A 17,238-nucleotide genomic window follows, 5' to 3' on the forward strand; every position below is an offset into this window, starting at 1 on the left:
AGGCCTTGTATGGGATTCCGTATTTGATGATTGCAATTATGGAAGTTGGGCGTAATTCTCTGCAGTGTAGTTCTCCATCGGTTTCCAGTTCGGAAAGATGAAATCCTCGGCCTTCACCTGATTTCCTGCGTTCTGAGCAGCTTCGATGGAACTGGACCACGCCATGTCTACCTTCTTGGAGTACTTGTCGAGTTCCTGAGCATAGTCCTTGATGGCGCCTGCGACAGTTCCGGCCAGCAGTTGCCCTGGATCGGGCTGAATGTCTTTATAATATTCAAAAACAGAAGTTGCCGATGGATTGCGTACCGCCGCGTCAGGAATCAGCTTGCCATATTGCTGGATGATATCGTAGTATTCTTGGAGCTGAGGTACATTAATATTCGCTTCATTAATTCCCTTTACAATAGAGAAACTGTCCCCTGAAGCCACGCGTGCTTGCTGATAGTAATCGCCAAGATAGAGTTCCTGCAGATATAAAGCGGCTTCCTGCGGATGTTTGGAGTCAGCGGAGATGCCCATCCAGGCCCCGCTAGGTCCAATACCGATAGAGCCCTTGATTCCGGTATCCGGTACGGGAGGTGCGATTACTCCATAGTCTAACTCCGGATTTTCCTTGTTCCACACCCCGATACACCACGAGCCCTGAACGATAAAAGCGGCTTGACCTTGACCAAACAAAGCTCTAGCTTCCGGTGCGGAGATGCTCATCGTTTTGGGGTGAAAGCTGCCATCCTCGGCCAACTGCTGAAACAGGCTATAGACTCCCAGTACCGCTTCAGAATTATAGGTCGGTTTGCCATCGGCAAGACTTATAGGGGAATTTCCATTTAGCCCCGCTCCGGCCAGAGAGGCCCAATCCCGCACCGTGATCAGCCAGCGATTTGCTTGTTTACCTCCTTCCACGATACCGTAATACTTCCCTTTGCCCGCAGCGGTCACTTTGGCAGCTGCTTCCCGGAACTCGCTGTAATTAAGCGGTTGTTTCGTGACATCAACACCGGCCTCCTGAAGCAATTTCTTATTGTAAAAAATAAGACTGGAAGGAATTGAAGGGTTTTCAGGAATGCTGTAAATTTGATTGTCGAACATTGTAATTCCGTTCTGGAATGTACCTTCAACAAAATGATCCTTGAAGTCGTCCTCTACATAAGGATCTATAGGCTGGAACCAGCCTTCGTTAACGGCCGTTGCCAGCTTTACGGTCGATGGAATCGGGAACAAGTCAGGCGCATTTCCGCCCTTGATCGCCGTCAGAATGGTGTTCTGAAATTGATCAATAGTTAATTGGGTATATTCGATTTTGATATGAGGATATTTCTCCATAAATCGCTTGTTGAATTCTTCGCGAATTTCCTTGACGCTGTCACTCCAGTCCATGATTTTCAAGACGACCTGTTCTTCCGAAGAGTTTCCCGGGTCTACTGAAGCCACCGGATCTGGGCTTTCTCCTTTAGAACTGCAAGCTGCGAGTGATACAACAAGTAGTAGTAGGATTGCGACTTTAGAAAACACATGGTATCGTTTCAAATTAGTTCCTCCCTTTTGGTACGATCATTTTTCTGTAACCGTTTTCTTTCTGCGCAGTGTCAATCTTAAGATCGCTTTCATTATAGAATTGGGAAGGGAAACAAGTCGATGTATGTTATTCCGATTTGGTGTACAATTCTATTATTATCTAGAGAGGAACCTCTAATAAAACCAAGAAGACACGGAGTATAGCCCATATATTCCCATGTACTTTTTCCTAGCTAAAAGAGTGTGAAATAAAGGAGGGCAAGGGGTGTGTTTCAGGTAGATTCGGTTCATCATGATAAAATGATTCCGGGTTGGTGTACGTCGCAGGAACGCATTAACTTTAATGTACTTGTGCTTGTCACCGAGGGTAAGGTCGTCTATGAGGTAGACCAAAAGCGGCTTATCGCGGAGAAAGGTGATTTACTGATTTTACCCAAGCTAATTACCCGTGCCGGGGTAAATCATGAAAGCGGTCCTCACCAGAAATACACCATTTTGTTCACCTGCAACAAAGAGGAGACGCTGCTTCCTTTTCTTCAATGTTATGAACAAACATTGATCAAACCGCGAAATTTTGAATCGTTGAGGAGACGTTTCGAGAAGTTACTTCTTGAGATGCGGGGGGCCAGAAGCTTTCGTTCTATGATTTGTCAAGGGATCCTTCAGGAGTTGTTGGGTATCATTGCTCGTGAGTTGGAGCAACCGGAAATGGCTCCGATGAAGATCAAATATGCACATACCATTCAGAATTACCTGGTTGAGCATTATCGTGAGTCAATAGAGATCGGACAACTGGCCAAACTCATCGGTCGCTCGGAGAACTATACCATTTCGATCTACAAAGAGGTAACGGGACAATCGCCTATTAAATACTTGCATCGACTCCGAATTATGGAGGCTTGCTACTTGTTGCTCAATACCAAAACGTCGATAGCCAGCATTTCTCAATACTTAGGATACTACGATACTTCCTATTTTTTTCGCATGTTCAAGCAGTTGACTTCCATGTCGCCAAGTGAGTTTATTGCCATGGGACAACCGCTGGATAGTGAAGTTTTTTGGGGAAGCTGATCTTCTCCGGAAAGGATTTGGAGGTTGAAAGTGGGAAGGAAAAGGCCGCTGGCACGCAATAGATAGCGCACCAGTGGCACTTAAGAACCGTCGGGAATTCAATTAAATATGAGTGATTACTCACTTGACAATTTGAGTGCGAAGGGAGTATCTTTATCTCATCAACAATAGTGAGTAATTACTCACTTCACACTAATCTCCCACAGAGGAGTGAACCCGAAAATGAACAACAAACCGGAAATTTGCATCCGTACCCAAGAGGTCACACGGGCTTTTGGCGGCAAGGAGGTGCTGCACGGCATCAGCCTGGAGGTCCGGCGCAGCGAGATCTTTGGGCTGCTGGGGCCGTCGGGCTCGGGCAAGACGACGTTCGTGAAGATGATCGCCGGAATCGACGAAGCGACCCGCGGCGAGGTCGAGGTGCTGGGCACGCGGATGCCGAAGCTGGACATGATGAATCGCATCGGCTACATGGCCCAATCCGACGCGATGTATGCCGAATTGACAGCTAAGGAAAATTTGGAGTTCTTCGGAGCGTTGTTTGGTCTGCGCGGCGCAAAAATGAAGCGGCGGATGGAGGAAGTCATGGCGCTGGTGAATTTGACGGATCACCTCAAACGCCCGGTCGGCGCTTATTCCGGCGGGATGAAACGCCGTCTGTCGCTGGCGATCGCGCTGATGCACGAACCTGAGGTGCTGATTCTCGACGAACCCACCGTCGGCATCGACCCCGTCCTGCGCAAGTCGATATGGGACGAATTCGAGAGCCTTAGCCGCCAGGGCACGACGATCCTGGTGACGACCCACGTCATGGACGAAGCCGACAAGTGCCACCGGCTCGGCATGGTAAGGGATGGCAGCCTGATCGCCGTAGGTACGCCGGAGGCGCTCAAACAGGAAACCGGGAGCGTTACGATCGAAGAAGCTTTTCTGCATTACGGAGGTGTACGCGCATGAGAATCCGGGCATTGATTGTTCGCATAATCCGTCAATTCATTCACGATAAACGGACGATGGCGTTGTTGATCGTGGCTCCGCTGCTGGTCTTATCCTTGATGTATCTCGTGTTTAACGGCGACGCTTATCAGCCGAAAATCGGCACGGTGCAAATCCCTGCCGCTCTTGCCGACCAATTGAGTAGCGCCGATGCCGAAGTGACCGCCTTTGATACGGAGGACAAAGCCCAAGCTGCTTTGGCCGACCAAGAGATCGACGCGGTGATCCGCCTCGATCAAGGCGTACCGCATATCGTGCTGGAAGGCAGCGATCCTTCCAAGAACCGGGCGGTCATGCTGCTGATCCAAAAAACGCTGCAAGGCCAAGGCGCTACAAACGCAACGCCACCGCCCCCGGATCAGAGCGCCAACTCCGCCGCTGACCCTGGCAGCCCGGCAGCGACAAGTCCGAACAGCGCTTCGGCTGGTCCGGGAGGCGCGGCGCAGCAACAACCGAAGTTGCAGGCACCGGTGTTCGAATATTTGCACGGAGGGGCGGAGATGTCTTCCTTCGACAGCTTGAGTCCCGTGCTGATCGGTTTGTTTGCCTTCTTCTTCGTATTCCTGATCGCCGGTGTTTCTTTTCTGAGGGAGCGAACGAGCGGCACGTTGGAGCGGCTGCTTGCAACGCCGCTGCGCCGATGGGAAATCGTCGTCGGCTACATGGCGGGCTTCGGCATCTTTACGAGTCTGCAGGCGGTGCTGATCGCCGGGTTTACCGTGTATGCGCTCGGCAGCCTGATGGTCGGCTCGTTCGGGTACGTGCTGCTGATCATGCTGCTGCTTTCGCTCTCGGCTCTTAGCTTCGGCACGCTCCTGTCGGCATTTGCGAATTCGGAATTCCAAATGATTCAGTTCATCCCGCTCGTCATCGTGCCGCAGGTGTTCTTTTCCGGGTTATTTGACCTGGAGAGCATTTCGCCGTGGCTGCGCTGGATTACCCACATCACGCCGCTGAAATACGGTGCGGACGCGCTGCGCGGCATCATGATCCGAGGCGAGGGCTGGAGCGGGATCGCGTTGGACGTCTACGTGTTGGCAGGGCTGTCCCTCGTATTCATGTTCGCCAATGTCCTCGCGTTGCGCAAGCACCGCAAAATATAGTACGCTGGACAAAGAACCTTAAGATGCGAAGGGAAAGGGGAGAGGCCTCTATGTCGGACGAGAAAGAGCAGTGGCTGGAGGACCTGATCCGGTTGACGGAAGAAGAGGACACGGAGAAGAAAACGGAGAAGCAGATCAAAATTTTGGAGGCGGCGACGGAGATTTTTGCCGAGAAAGGGTATGCCGCCACTTCCACCAGCGAAATCGCGCAAAAGGCCGGAGTGGCCGAAGGAACGATTTTCCGTCACTATAAGACGAAGAAAGATCTGCTTCTGTCCATCGCCGGACCGATCGTCATCAAGCTGGCTGCGCCGTTCTTGCTGCGGGACTTCGCCAAGATGATCGAGATGCCTTATGAGCGGGCGGAGGATTTTTTTCGTGCGTTGGCTAAGGATCGCCTGAAATTTGTCCGTGAGAATATGCGGATCATCAAAATTTTGATCCATGAGGTGCCGTTCCAGCCGGAGCTGTTGGAGCAGGTGAAAAATTTGGCATCCGAGATCGTTTTTCGGCGGATTGAGAAGGTCGTTCTGCATTTTCAGGAAAAAGGTCAAATCGTAGATGCGCCGCCATGGCGGATTGCGCGAACCGGAGCCAGCATCGTGATCGGCATGATTCTGGTGCATGTGTTAATCCTGCCGGATTTTCCTTTTGACGAAGAAGAGGAGATCGAGCGTACGGTGGATCTCCTCATGTACGGCATCGCCGGCCGCTCTCGATAACGATCAAGGGTAATAACCCGCCTGGGCATTACGCCCGGGCGGGTTTTTGCCGTCATAAAGTCAAGCAGCCATGGGCAAGGGGGAGACGGTCTAACCCCGGTCTGCCCCGAAATGATCCGGACGGCCGTTCGGACCGACCAGTCCATAGAAAAGCAGGCTAGTCAATTCTTTGATCAAACGCTGGTTTTTTTCTTTATCCATAGACAGATCGATTTTCGTTCTCGCCTCGTTAAGAAGATTCAGGTAGAGTAAGAAGGTTTCGGCCGACACGTCTTTGTTGATGTGACCCTCCCGTTGTCCTCCCTCAAAGAAATCCATCATCTGGGGGAGATACCGCTTATAGATCTCTTCCGTCATGGTTAAGATTTCCGGATTGCTGGACATCATCGTCCTTAAAAATTCGGGATCGACCTTATTCGCAAAATCCGCCGTCTCAAAGATCATCTTCTCGATTTTCTCCAAAAAAGGTAAATCGCTGCGGAGCATGCGAAGTCGCTCCTCCCAAGCCTCCTCCAGCATTTCGGTTACGACTTTGGCGAATAGCTCGTCTTTCGTGCCGAAATAATTGTAAATCGTTACGGGCGACACGCCGGCTTGCTTCGCGATTTCTGCTAGGCTGACTTTGTCGAAACCGTAAGCCGTAAACAACTCTACGGCGGCGCGTTTGACTTTCTCCCTTTTCTGCTCCGTGCGGCGTTGATATCCATTCATTGACGTAATTCACCTCTATGCCAAGAATACGTTAAGTTTTGTATATTTTCAACTCGATTCATTCAAAACATCTTGACTTCCTCCATCAATCAATGTACATTATGAATGAAATGAACATATATTATTCAAAACATTAAATGAGAGGTGTCCTTCAAAATGAGCATTCGCATGGAAGGATTGACGAAGAGATTTTCCAACGGAAAAGGGATATTCGACCTGACCTTTTCCGTTAAAAAAGGAGAGGTCCTGGGATATTTAGGGCCAAACGGTGCCGGTAAATCGACGACCATCCGCCATTTGATGGGTTTCTACAAGCCGGACCGCGGAAAGGCCACGATCGACGGCTTGGATTGCATGCGGCTAAGCGCGGAAGTGATGAAGAAGGTGGGTTATCTCCCCGGGGAAATCTCCTTCCCGGACGGCATGAACGGACTGCAAGTGCTTGAATTGCTGGGAGGGATGCGCGGGATGAAGGGCACGGCCCGGCGCGATCAATTGATCAAACGGTTTCAGTTCGATGTGAAGACCCCCATCCGCAAAATGTCCAAAGGGATGAAGCAAAAGGTAGGCATCTTCGCGGCTTTTATGCATGATCCGGCTATTCTCATCCTGGACGAACCAACCTCCGGCCTGGATCCCTTAATGCAGCAAGTGTTCGTTGATCTGGTGCTCGAAGAGAAGGAACGCGGCAAAACCGTGCTGATGTCCTCCCACATGTTCGAGGAAATCGAACGGACCTGCGACCGCGTCGGCATTATCAAAGACGGAAAGCTCATTGCCGTCGAGGGAATCGAAACAATGAAGGCGGCGCAGCGCAAGATCATCGCGGTCACGTTCCAATCACAGGAAGATGCGGACGCTGTGAAGCGCAGCGGGCTTGACTGCATCAAAGAGGAAGGTCCGAGGCTGCATTTGGCCGTGCAGGGCAATTATGACCAATTGATCGCGGCATTGGCCGGCCGGGAAATTTTTAATATGGATATGGAGTCGCAAAAACTTGAGGATATTTTTATGCACTTTTACGGTACGAAGGAGGCCGCGCGATGAACCGGGCATTATTCGTTTCGACTTACCGCCGGAATTTGAAGCTGTTCGTGGTTTTTTTGGCGATTACAATCTTTTATTTTCTGGCGACGATGGGGATGTTCACCGGCGGCGAGTCCGATCTGTTCGCTGCAATGCCGGAAGCCATGCGTAACGCCTTCGGGATGCAGGAAGGGATGGAGTCGTTGACCGGATTCATGGCGACGGGATTTTACGGGGCGACCTTCATTATGTTTCTGATGATCTATTGCGTCGTCGTTGCGAACGGTCTAATGTCGCATTTAGTGGACCGCGGTTCGATGGCCTATCTATTGGCAACGCCGGTTTCCAGAAGGAGGATCGCAGTAACGCAAGCCGGGGTCCTTATCGTTAATTTGTTTCTGATCTCCTTGCTAACTTCGGTAGCGGGTTTGGCATTGGCCCCGGTACTGGTGAACGATGCTAAGCTGGATACGTCCGCTTTCCTGCAAATCAATTTGCTCGGATTTTTGTTGTTTTTCGTCATCAGCGGTTATGCGTTCCTGTTCTCCTGCCTGCTGAACGACAGTAAACATACGTTGGCGGCTTCCGGGTTGCTGTCCGTCTTCTTCTTCATCGCTCAACTCGTGGCGAATATGAGCGGGGAGATGGAATGGTTGCGTGGATTGACGGTGTTGAGCGTTTTTGAGCCGATCCAAGTCGCTACAAGCTCGTACGACGTCCTCCCGGCAGCTTTGGGTCTTGGGGCGGCGGGGCTGGTGCTGTATGGAGCGGCCGTATGGATTTTTTCAAAAAGGGATTTGCCGTTATAAAGGAAGGACGTTGACTGTACGCCCTGTAAGTTCATCGGATGCCCATAGTTATCTATGGGTATCTTTTTTTTGTCGTAATCCTTTCGTAAGGCTTTTCTAAGGGTTTCGTAATCGGTTCGTTCTTGGATGGTTAGCATTATTCGTTAAGATAATAGGCGAACGAGTCCAAATGACGAAAGGAAGAGGAACTATGAAGAGAATCGGAGTTATTGTGTTGCTTGGAACCATGCTGACGTTAGCGGCCTGCGGGTCCAAGAACAACGACATGAACAAGGAGAACATGAACGATGGAGCCAATGCCTCGACAGAAATGAGCGGTACCGCCGGGAATAGCGAGATGAAGGATGGCGAGATGAGTCGGGACACGATGGGCGAAGAGATGAAGGATGGAGAAATGGGCAGCCAGGATATGAAGGACGGCGAGACGGGCAAGTAATACTAAGGTCGTATCCTAGCCTATAACGCGATATAATGTGACTAATAAAACAGGAAGGACTTTCCATAAGCCAGGGGGCCGTGCGGTTGAGCGCCAAAATTGTAGTTGCCGACGATGAACAAAATATTACGGATGTCTGCCGCCGTTACTTGGAACGCGAAGGCTGGACGGTTTGGGTTGCCTCAGACGGGGAGGAGGCGCTGCGCCACTGGGACCAGCATCATCCGGATTTGCTGGTGCTGGATCTCATGATGCCGAAGCTTGGCGGCTTGGAGGTATGTGACCGGATTCGGCGGCAGGAGGATACGCCGATTATCATGTTGACGGCCCGCGGCGAGGAAGCCGATCGATTGCTGGGCCTCACCATGGGAGCGGACGATTACCTGACCAAACCGTTTAGTCCGCGCGAGTTGGTGCTGCGCATCAAGAATATCTTGCGGCGGTCCGGCGTTCAAACGGGAGCAGCCGCAGCCGCTTCATCCCGAAGTTTGACCGGCGAAGAAGGAGAGGGGCTGGCGACAATTGCGTTCGATGACTTGGAGATTTTTCCTCGTGAGCGTCGGGTATTGATCCGGGGAGCGGAAGCGGATTTGACGATGAAGGAATTTGATCTTCTGCATCTGCTCGCGAAGTACCCAGGCAAGGTGTTCTCGCGCAGTCAGCTGTTGAACCAGATTTGGGATGTGGCGTATGACGGCGATACGACGACGGTGACCGTTCACATCCGCCGGCTGCGCGAGAAAATCGAAGCCAACCCTTCCGCCCCGGATTGGATCAAAACGGTGTGGGGGATCGGCTACAAGCTGGAAGCGAGGGGGCAGGAGCGATGAAGTTGCGCTCTTATCTCCTGCTGGCGAACCTGGTCAGCATCGCAATGATCATTTTGCTGTTGGTGGCTTTTTATCGATATATGCTTCTGAACAGGGAGCAATTTGTCTGGCTGACGATCGCCTCGATCGGCGCGGGTCTGGCGTCGGCGCTGTTGCATTTTGTGCTGGTGCGTCCGCTGGAAGCCTCGGTCAAGCAAATCGGCGAAGGGGCAAGGCGTATTGCCGGAGGCGATCTGAAGGCTCGGGTCGAGTACACGGGGTTGAAGGAGTTCCGGCAGTTGGCTGACCAGTTCAACCATATGGGCGACAACCTGGAGTCTAGCTTCAAGCAGGTGACGGCGGCGGAAGCCGCTCAACGTGAACTGGTCGCCAACATGGCCCATGACTTAAGAACGCCGCTGTCTTCGGTTCAGTCCTACGTCGAGGCGTTGGAGGACGATGTCATTCAGGATGAGGCCGCGTTCCGCCGATACTTAGCCACCATACGGACGGAGACGGTACGGCTGGGGGAGTTGATCCAGGATTTATTCGAGCTGTCGACGCTGGAGTCGGCAGGACGGGAAACGGAGGAGTTCCGGATATCGATCGCGGAAAACGTTCTCGTCGAGCTGCTGCCGCGTTTCGCCAAGCCGTGCGAAGCCAAGTCGCTGCAGTTGAAGGTGCAGTTGCCCGATCGTCCGCTTAAACTTTGGATGGCGCCCCGGCACTTGGAGCGGGTGCTGCAAAATCTGCTGGAAAATGCCGTAAGGCATTCCCCGCAAGGCGGGACGATTTCGTGCACGGCGATGGAGACTCTCGTCGGTCCGGCGGACAGGAGGATTCGGTTTGCGATTGTCGATCAAGGACCGGGCGTTCCCCTTGAAGAGAGAGGGCGAATCTTCGAACGGTTTTACCGTTCCGATCGTTCCCGCAGCCGGGATAGCGGAGGCGCCGGTCTGGGGCTTTCCATCGCGAAGCGGTTGGTGGAGCAATACGGCGGAGAGATCGGCGTGGATGAAGCGGAGGCGGGGGGCAGTGCATTTTGGTTCACGGTGCTGGAGACCGACGATGGCAGGCAAGCCGAGGGGGATTCAACGAATGAGGAGGCGATGGTGGAATGAAGGGAATGCTGGAGCGTCTGCGCAAGGACTATGGTCGAAAACTCGTCGCCCTGCATGCCTGGAACGGCTGGATCGTCGTGATCCTGGCCCTGACGGGGCTGCTGCTGGTCGGCGGGTTCTGGCGCGGTTTGTTGGGGGAGGGCCGGGTTTGGCTGAAATGGCTGCATATCGCGGTAGGCATCGCCTCGATCCTCCCGGTCGTTTATTACTTGGTGTTAGCGGGGAAGCACTGGAAGCAGCTGCGGCAGAAGCCCTGGCAGCGATTTAACGTTATCGTAGTCCTTGGGTTGCTGTTGGGCTGGTTTGGCTCGGGCGTGCTGCTGTGGCAGTTCAAGGCGGTGGGGCCGAGGGTGTCCAATGCGGCGTTGACCGTGCATGATTTATTGACCTGGATCGGCCTTCCGTATATCATCTACCATTCCTTAACCCGGACGAAATGGCTGAAAGAACCGGCTAGACGGTCGATCAAACCTGAGGTACGTCCTGCCGCCGCAGGCAAAGAAGAGAAGCCAGGAGCCAAACAACACCAAGGCCCATCGTCTCCCCAGCCGGTCTATACCCGCCGGGCGTTTATCCGCGGGGCGATCGGCGTGGGGCTGGCGGTAACGGTCGGCCCAACCTTTCTCAAATGGCTGGGCAGTTCTCTCGGCAGCATCGGCGGAACGAACACCGTTGATCGGCTGCTTGAGGAGAACGCCAATCGGCTTGTTCCTAATCCGGTGCCGCAGCCGGCCTCCGCACAGGTTGTTGGCGGCGGGGCGCAGGGACATTTTCGCGTCTATACGGTGACGGATATCCCGTCCTTCTCCAACGAGAACTGGTCGTTTACGATCGACGGTTTGGTGAACAACAAGTTTAAGTGGGGCTGGGAGGACTTTCTTAAGCAGGAGCGTACGGTGCAGGTCAGCGATTTTCACTGTGTCACAGGCTGGTCGGTGTACAAGAATACTTGGGAAGGGATTCCGCTGCGAGTGCTGCTCAAGAAAGCCGGGGTGAAGCCGGGTGCCCAAACGGTGAAGTTCTATTCGGGGGACGGCGTCTACACCGATACGCTTACCTTGGAGCAGGCGGATATGGAGGATGTCATGGTAGCGGTGATGCACGACGGTAAGCCAATTCCGAGTGATTTGGGCGGTCCCGTAAGACTGATCGTGCCTAAAATGTATGCTTACAAGTCGGTGAAGTGGCTGACGCGGATCGAGCTGATCGAAGGCGAGCATGTCGGATATTGGGAGCAGCGCGGCTATTCCAATGATGCATGGGTGGGACTTAGCTGATAGGTCGTCGTATAGGAAAAAGAAGCCGGATACTCCTTTCAGGGGTCCGGCTTTCATTGATTTCATCTATCCGTTCCCTTCTTTTGAGGATTATCTCGTTGCATCAGGCAACAGCCTCGTACTCGATCCCCCCCCAATTCTGAACGAAAGGGATAATCGTGCAAAGGAGGTGTGAGAAGATACTGTCCGCTCAGTAATTGACAATGATAATCATTATCAATTATACTTCGGTTATCAAGTCACGTCGCCTGGAGGGAGTGGGAGAGATTGAGCAAAATCATCATCGTCTATGCGAGCTTGACCGGCAATACGGAGGAAATGGCCGAACTGATCGCAGAGGGCATCCGCAACACGGGAGGTACTGCGGATCTGAAAATGGTGAAGGATTGCAACGCCGTTCGACTGCTGGAATATGACGCCTGCTTATTGGGGGCTTATACTTGGGGAGACGGGGAGCTTCCCGATGAATTTGCCGATTTCGTGGATGAAATGAAGGGGCTGGATTTGGCAGGCACCCGGGCTGCCGTATTTGGCAGCGGGGATACCTCCTATCGTCTGTATTGTGCGGCAGTTGATGAATTGGAGCAGCATCTGCGGGAATTCGGAGCGGTCATCGTCCAACCCTCCTTGAAGGTGGAATACGGTCCAAGTCCGGAGGAGAAGGGGCTGTGCCGGGAATTCGGGGCTAGTTTCGCACAAAGTCTGGGAGCGCTGCATCAGTCATGACGAAGCGTATTGTTGATTATGAACTGGAGGAATGGCTGCGCTCGCTCACATTGGCTTCGGAAGGTTCGGTTGAGGCCGGCGGCCAGACAGAGGGCGTGCCTCGAATCACCTGGCAGCAGCGTGTACAGTACGCCGTGGGTCACGCCATCAACGACTACTTTACACTGATCCCGGCAGTCCGGCTGCATACCCCGATCCAGGTTCTGTTGAACCGACGTTGGCCGCGGAATCAGAGTGATTTTCCCGATTCCTTATCTTACTGGCAGGTTTACAACCGGATGGTATCTGAACTGACATTAATTACAGGGACTAGGATTTACGAGTATCCCGTAGCCTTATATGAGAAATGGGGAACGCACGCGGCCGGGCTGGATGTGCATTTATCCGTTATTTTTCAGACGGTATGGCAGCAACGAGGGAACCCGGATCGGGTTACGGTGCAGAAATTCCTGGTAGAGGAGAATGAGAGCGTCACGCAAGCCTTTGTCCATATGGTCAACGTGTTTTGGCACAGCGCATTTGGATGTCCGCCTGGCGAAATCGAGCTGTATTCGTTACTGGAGGGTCGGAGGCACATTGTTCTCGGGGAAGCACTAAGCTTGCAGGTGTCGCTGGACTACGTATTGTTATTGCAGGACGCGTGGGATTGCGAGTGCCGCAATCGGGAGATGGAGGAGGAACCGGACGGAGGCGAAGCCAAGCGTAACAGAGGTTGTGAGTCTTGGAGGATTGGGGTGTCCTGAACGAAAATAAAAGTTGGAGCAGCACCCCGCGATGCGGGGTTGTTTTTGTGTGATTCAACAAATTTTGGACCCGGCGCTTTATGTTCCGGCTACGGACGGCTACAATAACAGAAAAGAGAGCAAGCGACAAGGAGTGCAAGAGCCATGAACATACAGGAGCTGCGGGAGCACCGCCAATATCCGGACAATATCGGACATGAAAATAACCGCGCCACCTTCGAACGCGACTATTCGCGGTTGATCCATTCCCCGACCTTCCGCCGGTTGCAAGGGAAATCGCAAGTGTTTGGGGCGGGAACGGGCGATTATTACCGCACCCGGTTGACACATTCGCTGGAGGTTGCGCAAATCGCCCGGGAAGCGGCACGAAGCCTGCTGCGCGCCTATCCGGAGCTGGCCGTTGATCGAGCCGGGCATCCGGGCCTGGTCATCGATCCGGAGGTGGTGGAATGCGCCGCGATTTGCCACGATTTCGGGCACCCGCCATTTGGACATAAAGGCGAAGAGGTGCTGGATCAAATATTGGAGAAGCTCATCGAGGAGAAGGTGCGGACGGCCCTTAAAGGCAAACAACCAACTCCGGAAGAAGAGAAGCAAACCCGGGAGGCACTCCGGCGAAAATACGAGCATTTCGAAGGCAACGCCCACAATTTCCGGCTGATGATGTTCCTGGAGAAGCGGGAAAACATCGACGGTCTGAACTTATCCGATGCAGTGCTGCTCGGAACGAATAAATATCCCTACCCCGGTACGATCAACAAGAAGGGGCTTTATCTGCATGAATGGGAGTACATCTCCTCCATCCGCGACCGTTGGGGCATTCCAGAGGGCAAGAAAACGTTCGAAGCGCAGTTGATGGATCTTTGCGACGACATCGCCTATTCGGCCCATGATCTCGAGGACGGCATCAAAGCGGGAAAAATTGAGGTGCACGAGCATTTTCTCAAGGATTCGAATATTCAGCGGTTAATCGTCGAGAAGATCATGACTTTGGAGGATTCGTTCTGGGTGGGATGGATGCCGGACAAGGTTCAGGTTAAGGTGGCTGAGGTCCTGGACGATTTTCTGCGGATATGGAAGACTAAAATGCCGATTTGTGATCAGGACTACTCCCGGACACGCCGGGAGGTGAAAGCGTATTGGGTCAGCCTGTTCGTCGGTAGCTTAGGCGTTATTGATGATGGCGATTGGCAGAAGGTCACGTTCGTTAAAGAAGGGCAAGAGGATCAGGACATGCTGCGGACAGTCAGCGTGCTGAAGAGCTTCGCTTGGGTCACGATGATCCGCGATCTGCGGGTGCAGCGGCTGCAGAAGCGCAGCGCTTGGGTGATCAAGCGGCTGTGGGATGCCTTCGTCGATCCGGAGACGAGCAAGTCGATTATTCCCGGCGACTGGCTGCGGAGGTTCGATCGGGATCAGGCCAAGGTCAAGCCGATCTGGACCTGGGAGCATATGATCATCGATTATATTGCCGGCATGACCGACGCCTATGCGGAAAAAATCTACAACGAGCTGTACGGCCTGAAGGTCGGCACGATTTACGATATGGATTAAACGGAAAAACGGACCGGTATTGACCGGTCCGTTTAGCTTTTGAACGAAGTTACAGCGGCGGGTTGGTGTGGCATTTGCGGCACACCGGATAATAGGACTCGTTGCCGCCGATTTGGATCTGTTCGCCAGTGTAAACAGGTTTGCCGTTCTCCACCCGAAGGTTCATCGTTGCCTTGCGTGCGCAGAACCAGCAGATCGTTTTCATTTCCTCGATTTTATCCGCATAAATGAGCAGCAGACGACTGCCCTCAAACAGTTGGTTCTGGAAGTCGTTCTTCAGCCCGAAAGCCATGACGGGAATGTCGAGCTCGTCAACGATCCGGACCAGCTGTTTGATGCTGTCCTCGCTGAGAAACTGGCATTCATCCACCAATACACAGTACAGGCGCGGCGTATGATTCTTGACAATTTCGAAGAGGTTTGTGTCCGGGAATATAGGAATCGCCTGCCGCCGCAGTCCGATCCGCGAAGAGACAAAACCAACTTCGTCGCGATTATCGATCGCCGAGGTAAAGAGCAACACCGGCTTATTTTGTTCCTCATAATTATGAGCTACTTTTAAAATTTCGATGGATTTACCGCTGTTCATTGCCCCATATTTGTAAAATAATTGTGCCAAACGATGACGTCCCCTTCTGTGAGTTCTATCTCAACCATGATGCTCTTTATTCTAGCATATTCCGGTTCGGTTGTTGGATAGGCAAACGCGAAATTTGGAGAAGATCATCGTTTGGCAAATCTTACATAGCTGCTTCCACCGCCCGGCTTTGTGCCTTGCGGATTTGCATTGCCATGACCGCAGCCACGAAGCAGACGAATCCGGCGATGACGAAGGCTTGAGAATAGCTGCCCAGCCAGTCTCTCAGGACACCCGCGCCGTAGGCGGCCGTGGAGGCGCCGATCTGGTGGGCGACGACTACCCAACCGAAGATCATGCCGGATCGCTCTTTCCCAAACGTTTCGCCAGCCAGCTTGGCAGTTGGCGGAACGGTAGCGATCCAGTCGAGGCCGTAGAAGACGGAGAACACGACGAGCATGGCCGGAGATGCTGAATTAAGCGCAAACGGCAGGAACAGTAGGGAGAGTCCGCGCAGGCCGTAGTACCAGAACAGCAGCTTGCGGCTGTCGAATCGGTCAGATAACCAGCCGGAGATCGTTGTGCCAAACAAATCGAAGATGCCCATCATCGCAAGGAGCCCGGCGGCGGCGACCTCCAGCATGCCGTGATCCCCGCAGGCGGCGATCAGATGTGTCCCGATAAGGCCGTTGGTCGAGAAACCGCAGAAAAAAAAGGTGCCGGCCAGCAGCCAAAACGTCGGATGCTTCATCGCCAGCCGCAAATTTTGCAACGGCGCAATGAAGATGTTGCCCCGGAAAGGAACCGGTTTAACCACCTCGGTTGAACCATAAGGGGCGGCGCCAACCTCGTAGGGGTGATTGCGCATCCAGATCGCGACGGCAACCAAAACGACGACAATGCTGGCGACGGCAACGTACACGGCATATCGCCAGCCTAGATCTGAAGTCAGCTTGGCGAACAGCGGGAGAAACAGCAGTTGACCGGTTGCGGCGCTGGCGGTGAGGAGCCCGATGATCAGGCCTTTCCGCTTGACGAACCATTGATTGCTGACCGTGACGCCAAGAACGTTGGCCATCATCCCGGTGGCTAAGCCTGAGACCAGGCCCCACAGCAGCTCAAATTGCCATAAAGCATGGATGAGCGGGGTCAGCGCCAGGCTCAGTCCAAGCACGGACAACGAGCAGATCAACACCTTGCGGAAGCCAAACCGCAGTAGCAAGGAGGCCGAGAAGGGCCCCACCAGGCCGTACAGAAGGATGCCAATAGAGATGACGCTCGAGATGCTGCCCCGGCTCCAGCCGAATTCATCCTGAAAGGGGAGGAGCAGCACGCTTGGCAAGGAGCGGATCCCCGCGGAGACGAGCAGGGTAACAAACGTGAGCAGGACGATAATCCAGCCATAGTAAAAACGTGATTTTGGCCTGATTTCAGGCGAGAGGTTCATCTCATTCATCGTAGGTTTCTCCTCTATTTATAATTTTGTTTGTACATACAATAAATTAAGGTGAGGAACGACATTACCGTTCCAATTGCTCGCTCGCCTGTTCTTGCTGTGACGTTAGTAAGTCGGCCAGCTCCTCGCCGAGAACGGCTACATACGAGGCTTTTAGTTGTTTAGAGGCCTGACGTAGGGAGGGCTCAAGAGCACGGCCCTTTTCGGTAGGGTAGACCAACACGGTTTTCCCTTGGACTTGGCGTTCCACCATTCCCTTGGCTTGCAGCTTGTCGATAAAACGCGTCAAGGTAGAAGGCGTGATGTATAGCTTCTCGGACAGCTCCTTCTGCGTGATGCCGGGTTTTACGATGACCAGGCGGATCAGATAACCGTAAGCGGGGGCCAGCCCGGTCGTTGCAAAAGCTTCATCGGCGATCCGTGTGATCGCCCGGCTAAGACGGTTGGTGGTAAAGTACATGCAGCTATGCAGGAAAGCGTCGTCCGCTTCGGCAGCGGCGGCTGAGGGTTTCGGTTCGTTTGCCACGAGAAAAGCCTCCTTTTGAGGATCACACTGGGTAATATTTATTTTGTATGTACAACGAAT

The 17,238-nt window shown here is 53.1% G+C and carries 18 protein-coding genes; 13 read left to right on the forward strand and 5 right to left on the reverse strand.

The genetic code is table 11. The features are described 5' to 3' along the window. Positions 1–36: 36 nt before the first annotated feature. Positions 37–1,431 (reverse strand): ABC transporter substrate-binding protein, encoded by a 1,395-nt coding sequence (locus M0651_RS18180; RefSeq protein ID WP_248553147.1) that lies wholly within the window; start codon positions 1,429–1,431, stop codon positions 37–39. A gap of 351 nt (positions 1,432–1,782) precedes the next feature. On the opposite strand from M0651_RS18180, the gene M0651_RS24205 reads away from it, so the two are divergent. The 4 genes from M0651_RS24205 to M0651_RS18200 all read left to right on the forward strand — a co-directional run bounded on the left by M0651_RS24205 (position 1,783) and on the right by M0651_RS18200 (position 5,407). Beyond that, positions 1,783–2,586: an AraC family transcriptional regulator gene (locus M0651_RS24205; RefSeq protein ID WP_248553148.1), complete on the forward strand. Its 804-nt coding sequence runs from the start codon at positions 1,783–1,785 to the stop codon at positions 2,584–2,586. A 222-nt stretch (positions 2,587–2,808) separates the two neighbouring features. Continuing rightward, entirely contained in the window at positions 2,809–3,543 is a 735-nt protein-coding gene (locus M0651_RS18190) for an ABC transporter ATP-binding protein (protein WP_248553149.1), read from the forward strand. Continuing rightward, entirely contained in the window at positions 3,540–4,685 is a 1,146-nt protein-coding gene (locus M0651_RS18195; protein ID WP_248553150.1) for an ABC transporter permease, read from the forward strand. Before M0651_RS18190 ends, M0651_RS18195 begins: the two co-directional genes overlap by 4 nt. A gap of 50 nt (positions 4,686–4,735) precedes the next feature. Next, positions 4,736–5,407, forward strand: coding sequence for a TetR/AcrR family transcriptional regulator (locus M0651_RS18200; protein ID WP_248553151.1), 672 nt, complete (start codon positions 4,736–4,738; stop codon positions 5,405–5,407). Positions 5,408–5,497: 90 nt separating this feature from the next. Here the strand turns inward: M0651_RS18200 and M0651_RS18205 are convergent, their stop codons facing one another. Next, positions 5,498–6,118 (reverse strand): TetR/AcrR family transcriptional regulator, encoded by a 621-nt coding sequence (locus M0651_RS18205; protein ID WP_248553152.1) that lies wholly within the window; start codon positions 6,116–6,118, stop codon positions 5,498–5,500. A gap of 156 nt (positions 6,119–6,274) precedes the next feature. On the opposite strand from M0651_RS18205, the gene M0651_RS18210 reads away from it, so the two are divergent. From M0651_RS18210 to M0651_RS18250, 9 genes are all read left to right on the forward strand, one after another. Next, positions 6,275–7,165 carry an ABC transporter ATP-binding protein gene (locus M0651_RS18210; protein ID WP_248553153.1) on the forward strand — a complete coding sequence of 297 codons (891 nt, stop codon included), beginning with the start codon at positions 6,275–6,277 and terminating at the stop codon, positions 7,163–7,165. Continuing rightward, positions 7,162–7,953: an ABC transporter permease subunit gene (locus M0651_RS18215; RefSeq protein WP_248553154.1), complete on the forward strand. Its 792-nt coding sequence runs from the start codon at positions 7,162–7,164 to the stop codon at positions 7,951–7,953. The genes M0651_RS18210 and M0651_RS18215 overlap by 4 nt, the downstream gene beginning before the upstream one ends. A gap of 190 nt (positions 7,954–8,143) precedes the next feature. Further along, complete coding sequence (locus M0651_RS18220; RefSeq protein WP_248553155.1) at positions 8,144–8,389, forward strand: hypothetical protein; 246 nt, start codon at positions 8,144–8,146, stop codon at positions 8,387–8,389. 86 nt (positions 8,390–8,475) lie between these two features. Next, positions 8,476–9,219 (forward strand): response regulator transcription factor, encoded by a 744-nt coding sequence (locus M0651_RS18225; protein WP_248553156.1) that lies wholly within the window; start codon positions 8,476–8,478, stop codon positions 9,217–9,219. Beyond that, complete coding sequence (locus tag M0651_RS18230; protein ID WP_248553157.1) at positions 9,216–10,319, forward strand: sensor histidine kinase; 1,104 nt, start codon at positions 9,216–9,218, stop codon at positions 10,317–10,319. The genes M0651_RS18225 and M0651_RS18230 overlap by 4 nt, the downstream gene beginning before the upstream one ends. Next, positions 10,316–11,596: a molybdopterin-dependent oxidoreductase gene (locus M0651_RS18235; RefSeq protein ID WP_248553158.1), complete on the forward strand. Its 1,281-nt coding sequence runs from the start codon at positions 10,316–10,318 to the stop codon at positions 11,594–11,596. The genes M0651_RS18230 and M0651_RS18235 overlap by 4 nt, the downstream gene beginning before the upstream one ends. A 267-nt stretch (positions 11,597–11,863) precedes the next feature. Further along, positions 11,864–12,322 (forward strand): flavodoxin, encoded by a 459-nt coding sequence (locus M0651_RS18240; RefSeq protein WP_248553159.1) that lies wholly within the window; start codon positions 11,864–11,866, stop codon positions 12,320–12,322. After that, positions 12,319–13,065, forward strand: coding sequence for a hypothetical protein (locus tag M0651_RS18245; protein WP_248553160.1), 747 nt, complete (start codon positions 12,319–12,321; stop codon positions 13,063–13,065). Before M0651_RS18240 ends, M0651_RS18245 begins: the two co-directional genes overlap by 4 nt. Positions 13,066–13,209: 144 nt before the next feature. Then, on the forward strand, positions 13,210–14,619 hold the full coding sequence (locus tag M0651_RS18250; protein ID WP_248553161.1) for a deoxyguanosinetriphosphate triphosphohydrolase family protein: 1,410 nt from the start codon (positions 13,210–13,212) through the stop codon (positions 14,617–14,619). 49 nt (positions 14,620–14,668) lie between these two features. Here M0651_RS18250 and M0651_RS18255 read toward each other — a convergent pair whose 3' ends face one another. The 3 genes from M0651_RS18255 to M0651_RS18265 form a co-directional block, all read right to left on the reverse strand. Further along, positions 14,669–15,238, reverse strand: coding sequence for a thymidine kinase (locus tag M0651_RS18255; RefSeq protein ID WP_248553162.1), 570 nt, complete (start codon positions 15,236–15,238; stop codon positions 14,669–14,671). 121 nt (positions 15,239–15,359) lie between these two features. Continuing rightward, positions 15,360–16,652 (reverse strand): MFS transporter, encoded by a 1,293-nt coding sequence (locus M0651_RS18260; protein WP_248553163.1) that lies wholly within the window; start codon positions 16,650–16,652, stop codon positions 15,360–15,362. A gap of 64 nt (positions 16,653–16,716) precedes the next feature. Then, entirely contained in the window at positions 16,717–17,178 is a 462-nt protein-coding gene (locus tag M0651_RS18265) for a MarR family winged helix-turn-helix transcriptional regulator (protein ID WP_248553164.1), read from the reverse strand. Positions 17,179–17,238 lie beyond the last annotated feature (60 nt).

Source organism: Paenibacillus mellifer (assembly GCF_023195895.1).
In the GTDB taxonomy this organism is placed as follows: domain Bacteria; phylum Bacillota; class Bacilli; order Paenibacillales; family Paenibacillaceae; genus Fontibacillus; species Fontibacillus mellifer.